The sequence below is a fragment of the Paenibacillus sp. BIHB 4019 genome (assembly GCF_002741035.1).
Taxonomy (GTDB): Bacteria; Bacillota; Bacilli; order Paenibacillales; family Paenibacillaceae; genus Pristimantibacillus.
Genome location: NZ_CP016808.1, coordinates 6,638,677 through 6,658,758, shown reverse-complemented (window position 1 = coordinate 6,658,758; position 20,082 = coordinate 6,638,677). Strand labels below are relative to the sequence as shown.

Annotated in this window: 13 protein-coding genes and 1 riboswitch; of the genes, 9 read left to right on the top strand and 4 right to left on the bottom strand. The window is 48.8% G+C overall.

The window, feature by feature from the left end; translation table 11 throughout:
- Positions 1-115 precede the first annotated feature (115 nt).
- A complete protein-coding gene (locus tag BBD42_RS28915) occupies positions 116-1,783 on the top strand; it encodes a pectate lyase (RefSeq protein ID WP_099520971.1) in 1,668 nt (555 codons plus the stop codon).
- Between the two features lie 2 nt (positions 1,784-1,785).
- Here BBD42_RS28915 and BBD42_RS28910 read toward each other — a convergent pair whose 3' ends face one another.
- A complete protein-coding gene (locus BBD42_RS28910; protein WP_099520970.1) occupies positions 1,786-2,175 on the bottom strand; it encodes a VOC family protein in 390 nt (129 codons plus the stop codon).
- Positions 2,176-2,472: 297 nt separating this feature from the next.
- On the opposite strand from BBD42_RS28910, the gene BBD42_RS28905 reads away from it, so the two are divergent.
- From BBD42_RS28905 to BBD42_RS28880, 6 genes are read left to right on the top strand one after another with little or no spacing between them, the layout of a single operon-like run.
- Complete coding sequence (locus BBD42_RS28905; protein ID WP_099520969.1) at positions 2,473-4,638, top strand: HAD-IIIC family phosphatase; 2,166 nt, start codon at positions 2,473-2,475, stop codon at positions 4,636-4,638.
- A 7-nt stretch (positions 4,639-4,645) separates the two neighbouring features.
- The gene (locus BBD42_RS28900) at positions 4,646-5,977 is read left to right on the top strand and encodes a glycosyltransferase family 4 protein (protein ID WP_099520968.1); all 1,332 of its coding nucleotides are present in this window, start codon (positions 4,646-4,648) and stop codon (positions 5,975-5,977) included.
- Positions 5,970-11,543, top strand: a complete 5,574-nt coding sequence (locus BBD42_RS28895) for a non-ribosomal peptide synthetase/MFS transporter (RefSeq protein WP_172455665.1) — start codon at positions 5,970-5,972, stop codon at positions 11,541-11,543. Before BBD42_RS28900 ends, BBD42_RS28895 begins: the two co-directional genes overlap by 8 nt.
- A complete protein-coding gene (locus tag BBD42_RS28890; protein WP_099520966.1) occupies positions 11,533-12,399 on the top strand; it encodes a hypothetical protein in 867 nt (288 codons plus the stop codon). The genes BBD42_RS28895 and BBD42_RS28890 overlap by 11 nt, the downstream gene beginning before the upstream one ends.
- Before the next feature lie 52 nt (positions 12,400-12,451).
- Positions 12,452-13,636: a GHMP family kinase ATP-binding protein gene (locus tag BBD42_RS28885; protein ID WP_099520965.1), complete on the top strand. Its 1,185-nt coding sequence runs from the start codon at positions 12,452-12,454 to the stop codon at positions 13,634-13,636.
- 27 nt (positions 13,637-13,663) lie between these two features.
- Complete coding sequence (locus tag BBD42_RS28880) at positions 13,664-14,404, top strand: nucleotidyltransferase family protein (protein ID WP_099520964.1); 741 nt, start codon at positions 13,664-13,666, stop codon at positions 14,402-14,404.
- A 344-nt stretch (positions 14,405-14,748) separates the two neighbouring features.
- Here the strand turns inward: BBD42_RS28880 and BBD42_RS28875 are convergent, their stop codons facing one another.
- Together BBD42_RS28875 and BBD42_RS28870 are read right to left on the bottom strand one after the other, a co-directional pair.
- Entirely contained in the window at positions 14,749-15,852 is a 1,104-nt protein-coding gene (locus tag BBD42_RS28875) for an NADH:flavin oxidoreductase (RefSeq protein WP_099520963.1), read from the bottom strand.
- 86 nt (positions 15,853-15,938) lie between these two features.
- Positions 15,939-16,250 carry an ArsR/SmtB family transcription factor gene (locus tag BBD42_RS28870; RefSeq protein WP_099520962.1) on the bottom strand — a complete coding sequence of 104 codons (312 nt, stop codon included), beginning with the start codon at positions 16,248-16,250 and terminating at the stop codon, positions 15,939-15,941.
- Between the two features lie 149 nt (positions 16,251-16,399).
- Between BBD42_RS28870 and BBD42_RS28865 the strand changes: the two genes are divergently transcribed.
- A complete protein-coding gene (locus BBD42_RS28865) occupies positions 16,400-16,693 on the top strand; it encodes a hypothetical protein (RefSeq protein WP_099520961.1) in 294 nt (97 codons plus the stop codon).
- A gap of 145 nt (positions 16,694-16,838) precedes the next feature.
- Here BBD42_RS28865 and BBD42_RS28860 read toward each other — a convergent pair whose 3' ends face one another.
- Positions 16,839-17,957, bottom strand: coding sequence for an NADH-dependent flavin oxidoreductase (locus tag BBD42_RS28860; RefSeq protein ID WP_099520960.1), 1,119 nt, complete (start codon positions 17,955-17,957; stop codon positions 16,839-16,841).
- Between the two features lie 129 nt (positions 17,958-18,086).
- Positions 18,087-18,284, top strand: a riboswitch (cobalamin riboswitch).
- Between the two features lie 168 nt (positions 18,285-18,452).
- On the opposite strand from BBD42_RS28860, the gene BBD42_RS28855 reads away from it, so the two are divergent.
- Positions 18,453-20,081 (top strand): ABC transporter substrate-binding protein, encoded by a 1,629-nt coding sequence (locus tag BBD42_RS28855; RefSeq protein WP_237163264.1) that lies wholly within the window; start codon positions 18,453-18,455, stop codon positions 20,079-20,081.
- Position 20,082: the final 1 nt, after the last annotated feature.

Below are 20,082 nucleotides of genomic sequence, written 5' to 3'. Positions count from 1 at the left end.
ACGTGTGGGTTGAAGCTTGCTCCATCACAAATTTGGTAAATTTATGGTATATTAGCTATGAACCTGCTAAAAAAGCTGTTTTGACCCTAGAGAAAAGGATAGTGGGGATCGAAGCTTGAATACCGAAAATCCAAGAGGATGGTGTGAATCGGTGGAAGATAGTGCGAGAGATCAGCATAGATTGAACGCGGTCATAGCGTTTGCAGACAATGTGCTTAAGGAGGGACGGGACTGCTATCGGTCCGAGCCTAGTCCTCTATTTGCGGACGGAATCAATGTAAGGACAAAGGAGCATATCAAATGGCGGTTTCCCGGAGGTTCTGAGGCGGTGTTATCCAACCTTGCGAGCCAGCAAAATCTTTTTCGCACCTTTGCAGCCCTGACGTTTCTTACAGGAGATGAGCAATATAAACAGGCCGGCAAGGCAGCCATTCAGTACCATTTTGACCATCTTCAAAGCGAGTGCGGCCTCATGCAGTGGGGAGGGCACCGATTTATTGATTTAAAAACGCTAAATATTTCCGGGGCAATAGAAAAAAGCGGAATGGTGCATGAGCTGAAAAACCATTTTCCCTATTATGAATTCATGTATGAGGTTAATCCTGCAGCAACCGTCAAATATATAAGAGCGTTATGGAATGCGCATGTATTCAACTGGAATACTTTAGAAATTAGCCGCCATGGCAGCTATGGCTTGAAGAGCAGCAGGCTTTGGGCAAGTCCGTTTCAAGAAGCCGAGCCTTTCTCAGAGGTTAAGGGACTATCCTTTCTGAATGCGGGCAATGACCTGATCTACGCTTCGGGCATGCTGTACAAGCTCGCTGGCGAGAAGGGCGCACTGCTGTGGCTGAAAAGGCTCGCACGCCAGTATAACAAGGCGAGAAATCCAATCACTGGACTTGGCGCCTATCAGTTCAACCAGGCTAAGAAAGTCCAGCATACGGAGGATGACAGCAATACGCTCTCCGGATTCGGGGATCGGGCGAAGCGGCAATTTGGTCCCGAGTTTGGCGAGGCGGCGCTGGAAGGGAAAATGCTGCTGGAGGAGCAGGCCAATACCGTCTATTATGAAAATCCCATTATGCAGCTTCAGCTTGCAAGTGAGCTTGGGGAAGTCGTGAAGGAGCTTGCACAATGGTCAAGACAAGGTCTATCTGCTTTGTTGAAATACGGCTATGTTTCCGAATCAAACAGCTTTAGGCCGATGCTTACGGATGGCACGGATTTATCTGGCTACGAGCTTAAACGGGACGGTTATTATGGGAAAAAATCCTCTGTCCTATGCCCATTCCCTGCATCCAGCAAATTTTTACTCGCCTATGTAAGGACATTTATACATACGGGTGATGAAAGCCTGTGGGAAGCGGCAAGAAGCATGGCTAAAGGGAATAATCTTGGCGATATAGGCCGTGAGCCTGGAGTGGACGCCGATATGGATTTCAGGTCGCCATGTGATGATCCAAGAGCTCTTTATGCGATGCTTGATGTATATTTAACATTCGGACATCCGAAATACTTGGAGATGGCTAGAAAAATAGGAGACAATATCATAGCGAAAAAATTTCATTTCGGCTATTTTCTCCCTGCCCGAAACAGCAAGTATGCGAATTTCGATACAGCCGAACCGCTCGCCCTTCTAGCGCTGCAGGCTGCTATTGAGGGAAAGCAGCACGGTGTCCCAGCATTCATAGACGGTAAAGGTTTTTTTCATGCCAATATGGAAGCTGGCGATGGCTCCGTCAAATCGTGGAAGTCCCCTCAGCTGTACAAGGAAACGATCTGAGTCTATTCCTCGACCAATTCTATAATGCCCATATTATTTTTGAATAAGAATACGACTCTCTTATTGCCGATAGCCGGAGCTGCCAAAGCCTCGGCTATGACTAGATAGCCCAGCTTCTTCAATTGCTCGGTCTTCTCCAAGAGGTTCGCCGTTTCATAACAGAAATGGTAGGGTGTGCTGCCAACCTTTTTCAAAATATTTTTAACCGGAGAATTGTCATTCAGCGGACAGACCAGCTCTACCAAATAGCTGCCATTTTTAATAAATTGAATTAAAATATTCCGTTGATCGTCATGGCATTTTTCGCCATCTGCCTCGTACCCAAGCGCGATAAACTCCTGTAAAGCTTTATCTAAATCCTCTACGACATACCCTATGTGATGTACCTTCATATCATTCAACTCCTAATAAAGTTTAGCTGCTCTATTCCACACATTTCATCACATGCTGCGGCTTATAAGCTCATCGCCCACTTCACAAATATAATATAATCCTCTGCTGTCAAATAAACAAGATAATTGGCATACTCGACAAAAAAAGGGAATTCGTTGACAACGATTCGACGATAGTCTACGATAAAATTGACTTTGTTGTAAAAATTTATAAACTCCCAGATGTAGCGGCTTAAAGCTAGAGAAGGCTGTAAAAATGCTATCCTAAATCTAAGCAAGGGGAGAAGTTTCGTGAATATGATCAGTCGTGATTTAAATCTCGTATTTTCGGCAACGTTTACCGCAGAACCCGTCAGAAGATCACTCGTTTTTTGGTTGGACAAGCTCGGAATAAACACTGCCATTCAATATGAGAATCAGGTTTTCAAGCAGCTGCTAGATCCTTATAGCGCTATGCGCCAAAACAACGGGATCAACGTTATTCTCATTCGTTTTGATGATTGGTTCAGGGTGGAGGACGGCTTGGAAACGGAGATCAGGAAGGATGCTTTAATACAATCCAAGCTTGACCGTAACATCGTTGATCTGCTGAATGCATTGAAAACATCAGTAGAGAGCACATCAGCCATTCATATTGTGTGTATTTGCCCTCCTTCGCCATTGATGGAATGGAGCTCCGAGACAGCTTGTGATTATAAGGAAATAGAGGGCCGACTATATCAAGGGCTTCAAGGACTGAACGGCATTTTACCGGTGGCTTCTTCTGACATTTTGGATCTCTATCCCGTAGCGGATTATTATGATTTTCATTCAGATAAAATGGGACATATTCCATACAAACAAATTTTCTTTGATGCGTTAGGTACGGTCATTGCCAGAAAAATCTATTCGGCTGTGAGCCTGCCTTATAAAGTAATCGTGCTGGATTGCGACCAGACGCTGTGGAAGGGCATTTGCGGGGAAGACGGCGTTGAAGGGATAGCGGTGGACCCTTATCGGAAGCAGCTGCAGGCATTTATGCTGGAGCAGCAGCGCTTAGGGATGCTTCTATGTCTTTGCAGCAAAAACAATGAAAGCGATGTCATAGAGGCGCTGAGCCGGCCTGATATGCTGATCAAACCCGAACACATTGCGGCTTCGAGAATCAACTGGGAGCGCAAATCGGATAATTTGGAAGCATTGGCTAAAGAGCTGAATCTGGGCCTCGACAGCTTCATCTTTATCGACGACAACCCTGTCGAATGTATGGAGGTTAAAGCGCGGTGTCCCCAAGTTCTGACGTTATGCTTGCCTGAAAAGGACGAGGACATTCCGCTTTACTTAAGCAACGTTTGGGCATTTGACCGTATAAACACGACTGCGGCAGACGAAAGCCGTACGGAACAGGTTAAACAAAATACGGAGCGGAATAAGTTCCAGCAGGAAATGCTGTCCTACGAAGCGTTTATAAGCGGGTTGGAGCTGAACGTAAGCATTGCCCCATTGGTTGATGAGGAGCTGGCAAGAGCCGCTCAGTTGACTCAAAGGGTGAATCAATTTAATTTCACTACAATCAGGCATTCGGAAGCCGAGCTCAGAAAACGGTGCAGCGAAGACCATGTAAGCTGCTTCACGGTAACCGCAAGTGATAGATTTGGAGACTATGGAATGGTCGGCTTGGCCGTTTGCCGCAAGCAGGGTTCAAAGCTTAGGGTGGACAGCTTCCTTCTTAGCTGTAGAGCTCTAGGCAAAGGGATAGAATATATGATGCTTGCTAGACTTGGCGAATGGGCGGCGGACAATGGTCTGGGTGAAGTGGAGGTCATTTTTGTTCCAACCTCCAAAAACCAGCCAGCTGGTCAATTTTTAAGCTTAATCGGAGAACAGGACGTCACGGCTTCGACTGATCACCAAGTATATGCGTTCACGGCGGAGTTTGCCAGAACCATAAACTTTGCGTCCTACCTGGAAAAAGCCGACCACTACCGCGAGGAGGTACATGCAGCTGCGGAGCAAACGGCGAGCGGGGCGGATACGGCTATTTTAGATGTGCTGGATGATATTGGTCGGCACTTGAATACTTCTAGAAGCATCCACGCGAAAGTAGAAGCGGCCTCGCAGGGCAAGACTGGCGAACGGGCAGAATACGTAGCTCCAAGGAATGAATTTGAGAAAAGAATATTAACCATTTGGGAAGATGTTTTAGTCATTGAGCAAATCGGAGTAATGGATAATTTGTTTGAGGTTGGCGGCGAATCGATCAAAGCGATTCAGATTTTGTCCCGAATTCGGGAGGAATTTGAAGTGGATTTGCCGATGACGGTGCTGTTCGAAGGGTCGCTTACGATTGCCGGACTTGCCGAGGCGGTCGAAACGAGCTTGCTCAGCAGCTTTGATGAGGACGCCATTGCTGAACAATTAGCGGCCTTGGAAAACCTGACAGAAGAAGAAATCGAGCTGCTGCTTCGGGAAGAGAGCGAGTGAGGCAAAGATGAAGCTTTTACTAGCTCAAAATGCATCCTATTACCCTGCACTTGGCGGAGCCAATAAGTCCAATCGAACGCTGATGGAAGCGTTAAGCCGCTTAGGGCACGATTGCCGCGTCGTTTCTACAGCTTTGGTCAATAGTGCCTCAGAACAAGACCAGCGGGGTGTTGACGAGCTTGAGGTTATAGCCTCGAGCCCCGAAGTTTCCGTTTTCAACCTTAAAGGTGTCGCTATTCATGCTGTGAAAGTACGAGCAGCGATGGACAGCGCAAGGTTGAGGGATTATTTGATTCGGCAAATGAACGAATTTGCGCCCGACAGAATTTTAATTTCGACAGAGGACGTTGGGCATTTACTGCTGGAGGCCGCCGTGAACTATGCGGCTTCCAGAGTCGTGTACCTTGCCAGGACAACCCTTTATTTGCCCTTTGGGCCGGATTGTTTTTTGGAGGGGCCTGATAAAACAGAGCTGCTGCGGAAAGCGGCTGCCATTGTTGTCGTTGGCGATTATTTGAAGGACTATATGTGGCAATGGGCCAAGCTCAAAGCAGAGGTGCTGCCCATTTCTTTGTTTGGCGATGGTCCTTTTCCCGACTTTGGAAATTTCGATAAAGGCTATATTGCGATGGTTAATCCGTGTGCCTACAAGGGGATTTCCATTTTTCTGGAGCTGGCGCGTGCGTTTCCTAACGATGCATTTGCGGCCATACCGACCTGGGGTACAACCTCCGATGATATGAAAGCGCTAATGGAGCTCAAAAATGTTCGGATATTTGATCCAGTAGACGATATGAACAAGCTTTTCTGCCAAACCCGCGTTATGCTCGTACCGTCGCTGTGGGCTGAGGCCAAATCAAGAACGATCGTAGAAGCTATGCTGCGAGGCATCCCTGTTTTGGCAAGTGACGTCGGAGGAAATCCAGAAGCCAAGCTGGGAGTGGAGTATGTGCTTCCGGTAAATCCGATTAAGGGCTATAAGCAAGCCGTTGATGAGCGAAGCCTGCCCGTATCGGACATTCCGAAGCAGCATATACAGCCTTGGCAAGAAGCATTGGAGCGTTTATTGCATGAAAGGGAGCACTATGAGGATATATCTCGGCGCTCCAGAGAGGCGGCGCTGGATTACATCGAAAATCGGGGAGGCAGCAGGCAGGTTGAAGCGTATTTGCTGAATTTGCAAGTCGGAGCGGAAAATACGCAGCAGCCAGAGCTCGTCCCTGCCTTCAAAGAGAATGCCGTTGCCCAAATGACCGACAAGCTTACTCCTGCGCAGAAGGCGCTGCTCGCCTTAAGGTTAAATAAAAAAAATCAAAGCCGGGGTAATGACCATGAGTAAAGGATTGGAGAACGAAGCGCTTGCTGATAAATGGAGTGGCCTTTCGGACAAACAGAAGGCATTGCTCGCTCTGAGGATGAAAAAACAAAGTACAGAGCAGCCGGCGCCAAGCTTGAAGATAACCCGGCTGGAGAGGAACGGCGAAGACCGTTTTATCGCCTCCTATGCGCAAAAGCGCTTCTGGTTTCTTGACATGTGGCATACGAACAAGGCCGCCTATAATACCCATCTCGTTTCCAAGCTGATGGGCAGGGTGGACGTGAAGGCGCTCCAGCAAACCTTTGACGCGATTATGGACAGGCATGAGATTTTGCAAATGGTTTACCAAAATCATGAGGATGAGGTTTATTGCTGCCGTCACCCCAAGCCGGTTATGACGATTGCTGAGAAATCCGTGAAGGCCTTCACCAGAACGAAGCTGGAGGGGGAAATCGAGGACTTTGTCCACGATGAGGTCCATAACCCTTTTGACTTGGCCAACGATTTGCCTATACGGGTAACTTTGCTGTCTGCCTCAAAAAAGGAGCATTATCTCATTATCGTCGTTCACCACATCGTGTCGGATATGTGGTCCCTCCGTGTCATGAACAAGGAAATTGAAGTGCTGTACAATGCCTATGCTGCTGGGCAGCAGCCGGAGCTTCCAGAGCTTCCCGTACAATATATGGATTATGCCGTATGGCAAAGGAATCTATTAGAGGGAAAAGTAACAGAAAGACAGGTTCAATACTGGAAGGAGACACTCGCAGGAGCGCCTCCGTGTCTGCCATTGACGACGGATTTTCCCCGTCCAGATGTTCAAACCTATAATGGGAAAGTTCATAAATTTATTATTCCAGAGGGAATAGCGGACAAAATCCATACGCTTGCAAGTGCGGAAGCGATAACCCCTTTTGTTTTTTCATTAACGGCTTTTGCTATCCTGCTTAATCGCTATACGCAGGCTGATGATATTGTTATTGGCTCGCCGATTGCGGGGCGTACCCATAAAGAAGTGGAAGGCCTAATGGGCTTGTTCATCAATACCCTTGCGATTAGAATTCAATTGTCTGGCAATCCCCGAATGAGGGAGCTGCTGCAAACCGTCAAAAAAACGGTTATGGGTGCAGTCGCAAACCAGGAGCTTCCGTTTGAAAAGCTGGTGGAGGAATTGCAGCTTGAGCGTGATTTGAGCTATTCCCCGGTTTTTCAGGCGATGTTTAATTATCAAAGCATGGAGAAAACCGTTCTTCAGCTGAGTGAGCTGGAAGTCCGTCCTTTTTTGCGCAGCAACAATACGACCAAGTTTGATTTGAATCTTGCCGTCAAATACATTGAAGGCGAAATGACCTGCTTCTTGACCTACAACACCGATCTATTCCTTCCTGAAACGATACAGCGCATGGCCGGCCATTACATGGAGATTGTTTCCTCTATGGCTGACAGCTTAAGCTTAAAGGCTCATGAACTTGAGACGCTTACCCCACTTGAAAAACAAACGCTGCTCTCAGAATGGAGCTTTTCCGAATACAAAAATCATCCTGATGTTCCGTATGTTCACAAGCTCTTTGAGGAGCAGGTGCTGATAAGCCCAGATGCGATAGCGGCAGCTTGCCAGGGCAGATCCTACACTTACGAGGAGCTCAATCAAAGAGCCAACAAGCTTGCCCGCTATTTATCCGCGAAAGGAGTTGGCGCTGAGAAACGAGTCGCCTTGTTTGCGGAGCGTTCACTGGAAACCGTAGTAGGCATTCTGGGCATTTTGAAAGCAGGCGGAGCTTACGTTCCACTCGATCCGCTGTTTCCCGTTGACCGCATCAAGTACATACTGGACGATGCCTCTATTGATATTATCGTTGCAGAGGAGCATTTAACGGTTTCTTTAGGCGATGCAGCAACTGCTGAATGGGTTTATCTTGATGCCGATTGGCCTGCAATTGCTGGGCAAAGCGGCGACAATATGGCGGTGCCGCTGCAGCCTGCCAATCTGTTTTACATCATCTATACATCTGGCTCTACAGGCAAGCCAAAAGGGGTTGCGGTCGAGCATGGGAATTTTCTCAATTACTATTTTGGCGTGATGCAGCGGCTGGATGTGGAGCCCGGGCTTAAATACGCGATTGCTTCCACCTTTGCGGCTGACCTCGCCACCATTAACGTTTGGGCTGCTTTAAATACGGGCGGGCAGCTTCATATATTGACCTATGACCAATCCGTTGACTCGCAGCAATATGCCAAATATTTCAGGGAACACGGAATCGATGTCATCAAAATGGTGCCAAGCCATTTCAAGGCGCTGCGGGAGCGGGCGAACCTTCACGATATCATTCCTAATAAACGGCTTATTCTTGCTGGCGAGCCCTCCTATTGGGACATGATTGATGACATCAGGGCAGCGAAGCCTGAAACGCAGATCCAGATCCATTACGGGCCGACTGAAACGACGGTGTCCATGCTGACCTATACCGTAACCGACAAAAGGCCCGTGCAGCATACATCGGTTTTGCCGCTGGGCCGTCCGCTGGCGAATGTATCCATCTATGTGCTGGATGAACATTTGCAGCTCGCGCCTATAGGAGTTCCCGGCGAGCTATTCATTGGCGGACCTGGTGTTGCCAGAGCATATTTAGGCAGGCCGGAGTTAACCGCTGAAAAGTTTATTCCGAATCGATTTGACGCGCAGAAGGGCGGACGCCTTTACCGGACTGGAGACATTGTGCGTTATTTGGAAAACGGCCATATTGAGTTTTTGAGCAGGGCTGACGAGCAGGTGAAAATCAGGGGATTCCGAATTGAGCTAGGAGAAATTCAATCCTCGCTGCTCGAATACCCCGGCATCAAGGATGCTTTTGTGACCGTCCGTGAAGAGGCCAGCGGCGACAAAAGGATCGTTGCCTATTATGTGCAGGACGGCTCACAGCCGGTTAGCCTATCCGCATTGCGGAACAGTCTGAAGGAAAAGCTTCCAGGCTACATGATTCCTGCCGTACTTATGGAACTGGATAAAATGCCCTTGAACGCTAACGGCAAGGTGGAACGCAGCGCTCTGCCTGCTCCGAATGCCGTAGAAGCAGCTTCGGAAAGCGACTATGAAGCGCCGCGGGACGAATTGGAAGCGAGAATGGCCGCTGTATGGTCCGAGGTTTTGAACGTCGAGAAAATAGGAATTAACGATGATTTCTTTAGTCTGGGAGGGGATTCCTTCAAGGCGGTCCAGGTCGTTCGGGGAATCGATCATGCGCTGAGCATTATTGATCTGTTCAAATATCCGACGATTGGGGAACTGTCTGCTATCGTTTCTCGGGGCAGTACGGACAGCGGGGATGTTCTCCACCGTCTTTCGAGAGACAAGGACGCCTCCGAGGAGGTGGCCATCGTATGTATTCCGTTTGCCGGGGGGAGCGCGATTTCCTATCAGCCGCTAGCGGATGCGCTGGCGGATCAATACGCACTGTACGCGGTTCAAGTTCCTGGGCATGACTTCAGCAAAAAAGATGAAGCTCTTGAGCCCTTGGAAGAAGTTGCAAGGCGCTGTGTGCAGGAAATAAAGGACAAAGTGGCAGCACCCTCCATCGTTGTCTACGGGCATTGTCTTGGAGGCGCTCTAGCTATTGAAATAGCTAGACTGCTGGAGCAAGAGAATATGAGCCTTGCTGGTGTCGTGATGGGAGGGAATTTTCCTGTATCGCAGCTGCCGGGCAAGCTGTTCAAGCTCTGGAACAAGCTTTTGCCACGGGACCGCCGTATTTCAAACCGTGCCTATATGGATATGCTCCGTTCTTTGGGCGGCTTCAGCGAGACGCTCTCAGGGGAAGAGCGGGATTTTATTATCCGCAGCCTCAGGCATGACCGTCGTGAAAGCGAACGGTATTACTCGGATCGGTATGCCGCTGCTGAGCCCGCGAAATTAAAGGCGCCGCTGCTTTGCATTGTCGGCGAGCGGGACAGGACGACCGAGTTTTACGAGGAGCAGTATAAGGACTGGGAGTTTTTCAGCAGCCATGTGGATATCGACCTGATCCCGAATGCGGGACATTATTTTTTCAAGCACCAGTCCCATGCCGTAGCGGATAGCATTGGAGCCGGCCTGAAAGCGTGGCAGCAGCAGAAGGAGAACCAGGAGAACGGAGGGGACCAGGACAACCATAACCCAAATACCCGGGAAACGGCATCATCGCCGGAAGTGCTGACGAATTTGCGAACGCTTTTCATTTTTGTATTTGGTCAGTTTATTTCGATGATGGGCTCCAGCTTGACAGGTTTTGCGATGGGCTTATGGGTTTACAGCCATTCAGGCGCGATTATGGATTTTGCCGCAACGCTGGTGTTCCATCGCCTGCCCGGGATACTAATGCTTCCTTTCGCGGGTACTCTAGCGGACAAGCAGGATCGCAGGCTGATTCTCATTTGGAGCAATGTTTGCTCCGCGCTGGTCACGATTATGATTGCTTTGTTCTTTTACAGCAACTCGCTGCAGACCTGGCATATTTATGTCGCGGTGGCGGCTATATCGATCGCCAATGCCTTTCAGCGTCCGGCCTACTTGGCGGCAGTTGCCCAAATTGCGCCAAAGCGCTATCTCGGCCAAGCCAATGGAATTGTGCAGCTGGCTACCTCTTCAAGTGAGGTGCTGGCACCGCTGCTTGGGGGCGTTCTCGTATTGACTTTTGAGCTGCCGGGCATTCTTTTCATCGACTTCCTATCCTTTCTGTTTGCGATATCGACTTTGCTCTTTATTCGATTTCCAAATTCCTTATTCCGCAAAATTGAAGAGCCCTTTTGGGCCCAAATGGCCGGAGGCTGGAATTTTATAAGGAAGCGCAAAAGCTTCGTGGCATTGATTTTGTTTTTTATGGTTTCCAATTTGATGCTGGGCATGGCCAACGTCCTTATTACTCCGCTCGTATTAACCTTTGGCTCTACCGTTGTACTCGGAATGGTGACCTCGGCCATCGGCATAGGGGGACTGGCAGGCGGAATCGCTATGGGTTTATGGGGCGGTACCCGCAGAAGGGCGGAGGGCATGATTGGTTTTAGCTTGCTAATCGGCCTTTCCTACATCGTAATGGGGCTAACGCCGATCGTTGGGCTGGTTATGGCGGGCGTATTCGCTTACGGTGTTTCCCTGTCGATGACAAATGCCCACTGGCAGACGCTGATCCAATCCAAGGTGCGGGCCGAGCTGCTGGCGAGGGTTTTTTCGATCAATCAGCTGTTCGCTTTGCCTACCATTCCGCTGGGCTACTATATTGGCGGCCTGCTGTCGGACAACATTTTCAAGCCGCTGTTTGTCGATCATCCGGAGCTTGTGAATCGCCTGGGCTGGCTCGTAGGCACGGGACCGACACGGGGAATCGGCCTGCTGTTTATTTTAATCGGCTTGTTTATGGCGGCCTGGAGCTTCCTCGGACTAAGGTATAATCCGCTCCGGTATATGGACGATATTTTGCCCGATGCCATTCCGGGGCCGCTGTTTATAAGGGATAAGGATCGCATCCAGCAGGAGGAAGATCGGGAACTGGAGCGGATAAATAAACAGCTGGCGAGTAAGAAAGTTTTTAGCAGGGGGAAGAGCTATGATATTTAATGTAATGACTGTATTGAACAGTGATTATTTTGACTTTGGAAAGCTGTTTGTCAATTCCTTTTATGACAATGTCGATTTAAGCCGGATTCATAAGCTGTACGTTTACGATACGGGACTATCCGAGGACGATAAAAAATATTTGTCTGTTTTTCCGCAGATGGAAATTGTATCAACCGAGCTGAACACGAAGCATGTGCTGCTTCACGATGAGGACTGGCGCAAAAATGTATACTCCAAAACCGCTTTTCTGCTGCAGGTCATTGAAAAGGATTCGCTGCCAACCGTCATGATCGATTCCGATTGCCTGTTCCTTGCCGATTTCACCCGTTTAATACCGGAAGACGTTGATTTCGTCGCCTGCCGCCGCGAAGAGCAGGAAGCCTTTTGTGAATATATCGCCTCTTTCTTTGTGATCAATTCCATCGCCAAGGCTCCTGCATTCATACGGGAATGGCGCGAGGAAATGTATTACGGGACGGAAAACCATAAGGAAAGCCCGGCATTGTCGCGTTTAATCAATAAGGGCAGCTATCAGGTCTATGCAATTAAGGAAGATTTGGTATCCTACACCGGTATAGAATTGACGGCAGATGTAACCATTGCCCATATGAAGTCGACAAGAGGGCTGCGGACGGTCGAGCAGAGAGTTAGCCAGCCCCATTTGAAAGCTTATAAGGACAAGTATTTGACGAAAATTCCTCTCGCTGCCGTTGGGGAAGCGTTCGAAGCGATGTTTCGGGAAACGGCTGCGGAGGCGGCGCCCGAGCAAGGTGCCGGGAAGGAGCGCGTCTCTGCTTTGGACAGCATTTCGCCCGAGAAAAGAGCGCTGCTGCTAAAACGGCTGAAGAAGGGCTGATTGCCTATATTTACGATATACGTTGCCTTCACAAAAAGAGGGAGTGTAGGAAATGGACCATTTGGAACAGCGGTTAAAGCTTAAATATCCCCATCTTAAAAATCAGGTAAAAACGATTAAATCGCCGCTTCGCTTTTGTCCCTTCGGGGCTCATGTCGATCATCAAGCCGGGCTGGTAGCCGGGATGACGCTGGATATTTCTGTGGATATGGTTTATGTTCAGAATGAAGAAGAATATATAAGAGTGCAAAGCTTGGATTTCCCCGACGAGGAATATTTTCATCTGGATCAGGTTCCGGCGATGGTGCCGGGATTTTGGGGCAATTATTTAAGGGGAGCCGTCCTGGCTTTAAGAAAGCAAAATATTTTAAAGTACGGCATTTGCGCATTGGTTAGAGGCAAGCATCCGATTGGCGGCTTGAGCTCTTCAGCAGCGGTAACTACCGCCTATTTGCTGGCCCTTTGCGACGTGAACGGAATCAAACTCCCTTCGCTTGAGCTCATTAACTACAGCCACTGGGTGGAGAATCATTTTATTGGGCTAAACAATGGCATACTGGACCAGTCGATCAATATTTTAAGCCGCGAAGGCTATTTGACCGTAATGGATACGAAAACCAAAAGCTATGAATTAATCGAAAGGCCGCAAGCGATGCCGGAATTTGAAGTTGTTATTGTTTATTCCGGTGTGAGCAAAGCCTTAATCGGAACCGACTATAACAACCGTGTAGATGAATGCAAAGTGGCCGCATGGCTCCTGCACGAGATGGCCGGGTTGCCGATGAAAAATCTGAAAGGGACCCAGCTCCGAGATATTGAGCATGAGGTTTACCGGGAGCATAAGTCAGGCTTGCAAGGCAGATTTCAAAAGCGGGCGGAGCATTTTTTCACCGAGAATGAACGTGTAAGGCAAGGCGCCGAGGCGTGGAAACAGGGGGACCTGCAAAAATTCGGCAGCCTGATGCTTGAATCAGGGGAAAGCTCCATTCATAATTATGATTGCGGCTGTCCCGAGCTGATTAGCATTTTCCGTATCCTTAAGCATACAGAAGGCGTATATGGAGCCAGATTCAGCGGAGCGGGCTATAGAGGCTGCTGCATTGGGCTCGTAGATCCCGCATATAAGGAGCAGATCAAAGCCGCCATTGATGCACAATATCCAAAGCAGCATCCAGCGTATAAGGATTTATATCAGGTAAGCTTCAGCAAAACCGATGATGGCGCGCGAATTATATAACAGGGGTTAGAAGCGAGGGAAATACGAATGAAGGCCATTATTTTAGCGGCGGGTTACGCAACTCGCCTGTATCCTTTGACCAGGGACTTTCCAAAGCCTCTTCTGGAGGTTGGAGGGAAAGCAATCATGGATCATATTATGGAGAAGATTGAAAGAGTTAGCTTGATTGACGAGATTTTTATTGTGACTAACCATCGTTTTTATGGGCACTTTGTTCATTGGGAGAGCCAATCAGACTATTCCAAGCCGATTAAAGTCATTGATGATCTGACGACAAGCAATGAGGACCGTTTAGGGGCTATTGCCGACTTGCAGTTTGTTCTGGAACAGGAAAAGCTGGACGATGATGTTCTAGTTATGGCGGGCGACAATTTGTTCGACTTTGAACTAACCGAAATGGTTCATTTCTATCAAAGCTCAGGGACAGATACGATTGCAGCCCATGAGATGGATGATATCGATTTTCTGAGGCGCACAGGTGTCATACAAACCGATGGCAATGGAAAAGTCATAGCTTTTGAGGAAAAGCCCGAACAGCCCAAATCCAATTTGGCATGTCCGCCGTTTTATATTTACGGGCAGTCCACACTGCCATTAATCAAGCAATATTTGGCGGAGGGCAGCAACGCTGATGCACCGGGCCATTTTGTGCCTTGGCTGATTCGGCATAAAGAGGTTCATGCCTACAAGTTTGAAGGGAAGCGCTTTGATATCGGGACATTGGAGAGCTATCAAGAGGCTAGAGCGTTATTCGCGAGGCAAAATTAGTAGATAAAATAGCTAGGGTGTGAATGCAAGCCGCAGTCGCCCTGCCACTCCTTATTTGGAGGACTGAGGTTCCGCTATTCTGGCTGTTGAGCCAATTCCAGGCCGTGAGGTGAGCGGACAGGAAATCCGTTATAACCCTCATTATCCCGTCAAAATGGCTATTGGCGGCACATTAGCGGCTCCTGAGTCCGCGTCCTGCGCCTTAACCCGTGATTCCGTTGGAATAGCGGTTGCTGTGTCCGCCAAGTCTAGCTTTGTGTAGGTAGAAACAATAAAATCCCCAGCTCCTCCAATCCGTGAAAAAGGAGGAGCTGGGGATTTATTAGGTTGTGAGCAATAGGTTCTTAATGCAGCGTCTGCAAAGCAGCCGGCGTAAACGGAATTAATTCATCTTGCCGTCCGTCGCGGACTTTATCGGACCAGGCAGGATCGACGAGCAGGGCACGGCCGACAGCTACGAGATCAAATTCGCCTGCATCCAGGCGTGAGGCCAAATCATCCACATTGGCATTTTCTGCTCCTTTGCCTTCGGTGAAGAGGCTCATGAAGTCGCCGTCCAAACCTACGGAGCCAACAGTAATCGTTGGTTTGCCGGTAAGCTTTTTCGTCCAGCCTGCAAAGTTTAGGTCCGAGCCTGCAAATTCCGGCTCCCAGAAGCGGCGGGTTGAGCAGTGGAAAATATCTACGCCAGCTTCAACAAGCGGAGCAAGAAACTGTCCCAATTCCTCAGGAGTGCTCGCAAGCTTCGCTGTGTACTCGGACGATTTCCATTGCGACAGGCGGATAATAATCGGGAAATCAGGACCTACAGCTTGGCGGCAAGCTTCAATAATCTCGACCGCAAACCGTGTTCTGGACAGCATGTCGCCACCATAACGATCCGTCCGTTTATTCGTTTTCTCCCAGAAAAATTGGTCGATCAAATAGCCATGTGCGCCATGAAGCTCAATGCCGTCAAAGCCAATCCGTTTTGCATCAGCAGCAGCTTGCGCGTAAGCTGCAACAAGGCCTTTAATTTCGGCTTCGGTCAAAGGCTCATTAACAACCTCGCCCTCGGCGGTAACACCTGAAGGACCAATCGGCAGTGCTTCCGGGTTCGGATGGGAGCCGACCTTGCGGGTTGTGCCAACATGCCAAATTTGCGGAACGATTTTGCCGCCAGCTTGGTGAACGGCTTCAACGACTTTTGCCCAGCCATTTAATGCAGCTTCGCCATGAAAGTTGGGAATGTTTGGATTATCAGTGGCAGCCGGATGGTTAATCAGCGTACCTTCTGTCACAATTAAGCCAACGCCGTTTTCGGCGCGGCGTCTATAGTAGGCAACTACATCTTCGCCCGGAACGCCATTTGGAGAAAAACCGCGGGTCATTGGTGCCATTACAATACGGTTAGGCAGTGTAAGCGGACCTGCTGTGAAAGGCTTGAACAACGATTGAATTGAGCTCATGAATAAAATACCTCCTAATTGAATAAAAAATCTATAATTCTATAAAAATAGATATAAAAGCATGAAATGAGCAGGATTAAGCAAGGTTACAGCTCATCCTGAATCATTTCTTTGAAAAACTGAATGTTAGCTTCATTACGCCTGTAATAGGTGTGCTGCCCGATCCGTTTCGACTCTAGCAAGCCTGCTTTATGCATTTTCACTAAATAGCCGGATATAACGGATTGCGCAAGTCCCGTTTTTTCTGCAAACGAACCGACACATACGCCTCCAGCAAACTGACACGCATCGGTTAGATGGCATTGAGGCCCAAAATGCTCCTCAGGCGTTTTCAGCCATTTTAAAATATGGTACCGTTTCTCGTTAGACACAGCTTTAAGTATTGACAAAGTATCCATGAGGCTTAGTATATCTATTTTTATAGAAATGTCAAATTGTTATTTGGACGATGGTTTTCATGAGCAAAATATACATGGGATGCTATAATAACAACAAAGTTGTCCAACCGAATGGTTATTTTATGAACTAGAAAACAGGAGGTATTCATTTGACTGAGGAAAAATATCCGGAACATTATTTTGAGCATTATATCGCTTGTGCAGGTACTTCTCATGTCAGCCTGGATCAGGAAGGATTTCGGGAGCTTGCTCAAACCTATCTTCATATTGAGGGAATCGAAGCCTTGCGGGAGCTAGTGCAAGAAATTCATGCTATTGCTGAAAATAACGATTGGAGCTTTTTTGCAGATCATTCAACGCCAATCGTTGAACCGCCGATGAAAATTGCCCAATTAAAGCTGCTGGCTCAAGAAGCGATAGCACTCGCTGCTTCTCAAGAGTAGTTGCTTGAAGCATTGCATGCTGCAAGCAAGTGGTTAAACCTCTCTTTTCATAAAAAGGCTCCAGCCTCATGAATGATAAGCTGGAGCCTTTTTATGCCTATTAGAGCCTAGTAACCTAGTAAAGCAATAGCATGGGTTTTAGCGCTTATTCCGTAATCGGGAACCAGCCTGGCGCGTGGGTAATGGCTCCCCATAAGCCATTCGGGATGACGAGGCGCTCCTGATCCTGCTTGGACAGCGTAGTCACAATATTCTGCTCATTGCCTTGCTTGATTTTCTCCGTCCAATCCGGGTCCATAATGAGCTCGCGGCCAAGAGCGATAAACGGCACGCCGGAGTTTTTCGCCTCAAGCGCTTCTTCTGCGGTTGTGATGCTGCCGACACCGATGAACGGAATGTGCTCGCTGTATTTTTCGACGAACCAAGCCATCCGGCTTTGCGAATCCTGCTCGCCTCTGCGCGGCTTCGACCAGAAATCTTGAAGCGACACATGCAAATAATCCAGCTTCATCTCGATTAGAGCGTTAACCAGATGGTACGAATGCTCCATCGTTAATCCTTCTTCTTCCGGCTCCTCCGGCGAGAAGCGATAGCCTACAAGAAACGGCTGCGGCGCCATAGCGGCTGCTTTCTTAACAGCTTCAACGACGTAGAGCGGGAACGCCATACGTTTATGAACAGAGCCGCCCCAGTCGTCGGTACGCACATTGGAAGCCGGGGAATAAAATTGCTGCAGCAGGTAGCCGTTGGCACCGTGAATTTCAACGCCGTCAAAACCAGCCTCAATCGCACGGCGTGTCGCTTCGCCAAAGTCGGCGATAATCGACTTGATTTCCTCCTCGGTCAGCTCGCGTGGCACAATTCCGCCCTCCTGCTGGGCAATGCTGCTGGCACTCACCAAATCATCATTGGGCACTAGGCCAGGGAAGCATGATCTTCCGCCATGGAAAATTTGCAAAATCGCTTTCGCACCTTGGCTTTTAATAGCATCGGCCAGACGCTTGAGGCTTGGAATCATAGCATCGGTATCCGCGCCAAATTCGCCGGGAAAGCCTTTGCCGTTGCGGCTCACGTAGACGCACGCTGTAATGACAATACCGGGCCCAGCACTGCGGCGGCTGTAGTAGGCAAGCTCTTCATCAGGCACGGTGCCGTCCGGATTGGACGAGCAGGTTGTCATGGGCGCCATGACAATTCGATTATGCACGGACATGCCGCTTGCGAAAGTGAATGGTTCAAATAAAGGCTGAAATTGTGGTTTCATCAGTAGTTCCCTCCAGTTACGAAATGCTATGTGCTTTATTTTATATCAGATAATTACGAAAGGAAAGTGGAGTGGAAAGGTTGCTTAAATGAAAGGGCTGGTATATAATCAACCAGATTTGCAAACAACTGAAAAATTGTGGGAATAAGGTGCAACAGCTGCGGCTGGAGCTTAAAAGGGAAGTTCGGTGCAAAACCGACGCGGTCCCGCCACTGTTACGGATTAGCTGAAGCTACAAGGCCACTGATTTCGCTTAGCGGGATTGGGAAGGCAGCTTCCAGCACAATTTCCGGTAGCCAGGAGACCTGCCTGTTCTGACAACACTGCTGTAACCTACGGAGGATAGGGAAGTGTTAGCGCGCATGCTTATTTGCTATGATGAAAAATAACAATAACAGGCAGCTCTATCTTTCCTATAACTGGAGGTAGAGCTGTCTTTTTTTTGCGGATTATTGCAGGAAGATGATTTTGCTAGAGGGAGAGGAAATAGAGAAAATGAAACGTACACAAATGGCAAAAAACAAAAAAACAATAGGTATTTTATTTAGCCTATGCTTGCTGCTGGCGCTAATGGGGTGCAGTGGTGCTAACGGTTCCAATGAATCAGGCAGCAATAATAAGCTGTCGCAGCAGTCTGCATCTCCGTCCGCCTCTACAGCAGCTGCTTCTGAAGAAATCGTGCTGGCTGCGCCGCGGGATTTGGCACCGGGCCCGCAGGATGCTTATTACACGAGCACCATTCTGTATGTATGGGAGCCGTTGATTTCCGCTTCCGAGGATGGCAAGCCTGCTCCAAAGCTGGCGGAGGCGTGGGAAATGTCTGCTGATGCCAAGGAATGGACCTTCATGCTGCGCAAAGGCGTCACCTTCCATGATGGCGCGCCATTCAACGCGGACGCGGTGCTTGCAAATTTTGCCCGTTACAAGCAAGTGAGCCCGAAAAGCTCGCCGTTCTATACGCTCGACATCAACCATTCATACCCAAGCCTTCAGGAAGTCGTGAAGGTTGATGATAGCACGATTAAGCTTGTTTTCGACAATCCGCAGCCGACGCTGCTGTATTCGATGATCAACTTCTCAAGCCCGATGTACAGCCCGAATAATTTTGACGAAAATGGCGACTTTAACGGCCTGCCGCAAGGGACAGGCCCTTTCAAGCTTGTGCAGCATGAGAAGGATCAATTTTCGCTGTTAGAGGCTTACGATGGTTATTATGGCGAAAAAGCAAAAGCCCAAAAAATCCGCGTCCGCGTCATACCGGACCCTGATACAAGGCTTGCTGCCCTGAAATCTGGGGAGATTTTGGGCGTTATGGATTTGGGCGCAATTCCTCCTGCCCTTGCCGAGGAGCTGCTGAAGGATGAACGCTTTGCTGTATCGACGGCAAAATCGACGATTTCCCATTACCTGCATCCGAACGGTGCCAAAGCGCCATTCAATGATGTGAAAATGCGTCAGGCGCTGAGCCTGATGATTGACCGCGAGCAGCTGGTGAAGGAGCTCTATTTGGGCTATCCGACCGCTACGGCGAACATTTTGAATGCAACATCGCCTTTTTACAAAGACATTCCAGTCGTCCATGATTCAGAAAAGGCAATCGCCCTGGCGCATGAAGTGCTTGGCGACAGCAGGCAGGCGGTTACGCTAATTGTGCCTACCTATGGGCTCGATCGTTATCCGTATAAAGCGCAAGCCGAGCTGCTCCAGGCTGTGCTTCAAGAGCTGCAGCTGGACGTGACGATTCAAATACTGGATGGTGCGGCTTACAAGGAAGCACAGGCACAAGGAAACTTCGATCTGGCACTGGCCATACAGGGGCTGCCGAATGGCGATCCATATTCGATTTTGAACAATTATATGGCGAGCGAAGGCTCAAGCAATATCAGTTATACGCTTGGTTACAGCAATGACCGTGTGGATGAGCTGTTGAAGCAGGTGAAGACGACGCTGGATATGGATGACCGCGGTGCGATTTATAACGAGCTGCAGGACATTGCAGCCGAGGAATTGCCGACGATTCCGCTGTTTAATGATGCGAGCTTAATTGCGTACAGCAAAGAAATTACCGGATATGGGGCACTTGTCTATGGTACAACGCTGCCGCAGCTGGAGCGGGTGCAATAAG

Coding starts and splice junctions, on each gene's coding strand:
- BBD42_RS28870 (WP_099520962.1), bottom strand. CDS start 16,250: ATGGATACTTTGTCAATACTTAAAGCTGTGTCTAACGAGAAACGGTAC.
- BBD42_RS28895 (WP_172455665.1), top strand. CDS start 5,970: ATGAGTAAAGGATTGGAGAACGAAGCGCTTGCTGATAAATGGAGTGGC.
- BBD42_RS28880 (WP_099520964.1), top strand. CDS start 13,664: ATGAAGGCCATTATTTTAGCGGCGGGTTACGCAACTCGCCTGTATCCT.
- BBD42_RS28890 (WP_099520966.1), top strand. CDS start 11,533: ATGATATTTAATGTAATGACTGTATTGAACAGTGATTATTTTGACTTT.
- BBD42_RS28855 (WP_237163264.1), top strand. CDS start 18,453: ATGAAACGTACACAAATGGCAAAAAACAAAAAAACAATAGGTATTTTA.
- BBD42_RS28905 (WP_099520969.1), top strand. CDS start 2,473: ATGATCAGTCGTGATTTAAATCTCGTATTTTCGGCAACGTTTACCGCA.
- BBD42_RS28860 (WP_099520960.1), bottom strand. CDS start 17,957: ATGAAACCACAATTTCAGCCTTTATTTGAACCATTCACTTTCGCAAGC.
- BBD42_RS28900 (WP_099520968.1), top strand. CDS start 4,646: ATGAAGCTTTTACTAGCTCAAAATGCATCCTATTACCCTGCACTTGGC.
- BBD42_RS28910 (WP_099520970.1), bottom strand. CDS start 2,175: ATGAAGGTACATCACATAGGGTATGTCGTAGAGGATTTAGATAAAGCT.
- BBD42_RS28885 (WP_099520965.1), top strand. CDS start 12,452: ATGGACCATTTGGAACAGCGGTTAAAGCTTAAATATCCCCATCTTAAA.
- BBD42_RS28875 (WP_099520963.1), bottom strand. CDS start 15,852: ATGAGCTCAATTCAATCGTTGTTCAAGCCTTTCACAGCAGGTCCGCTT.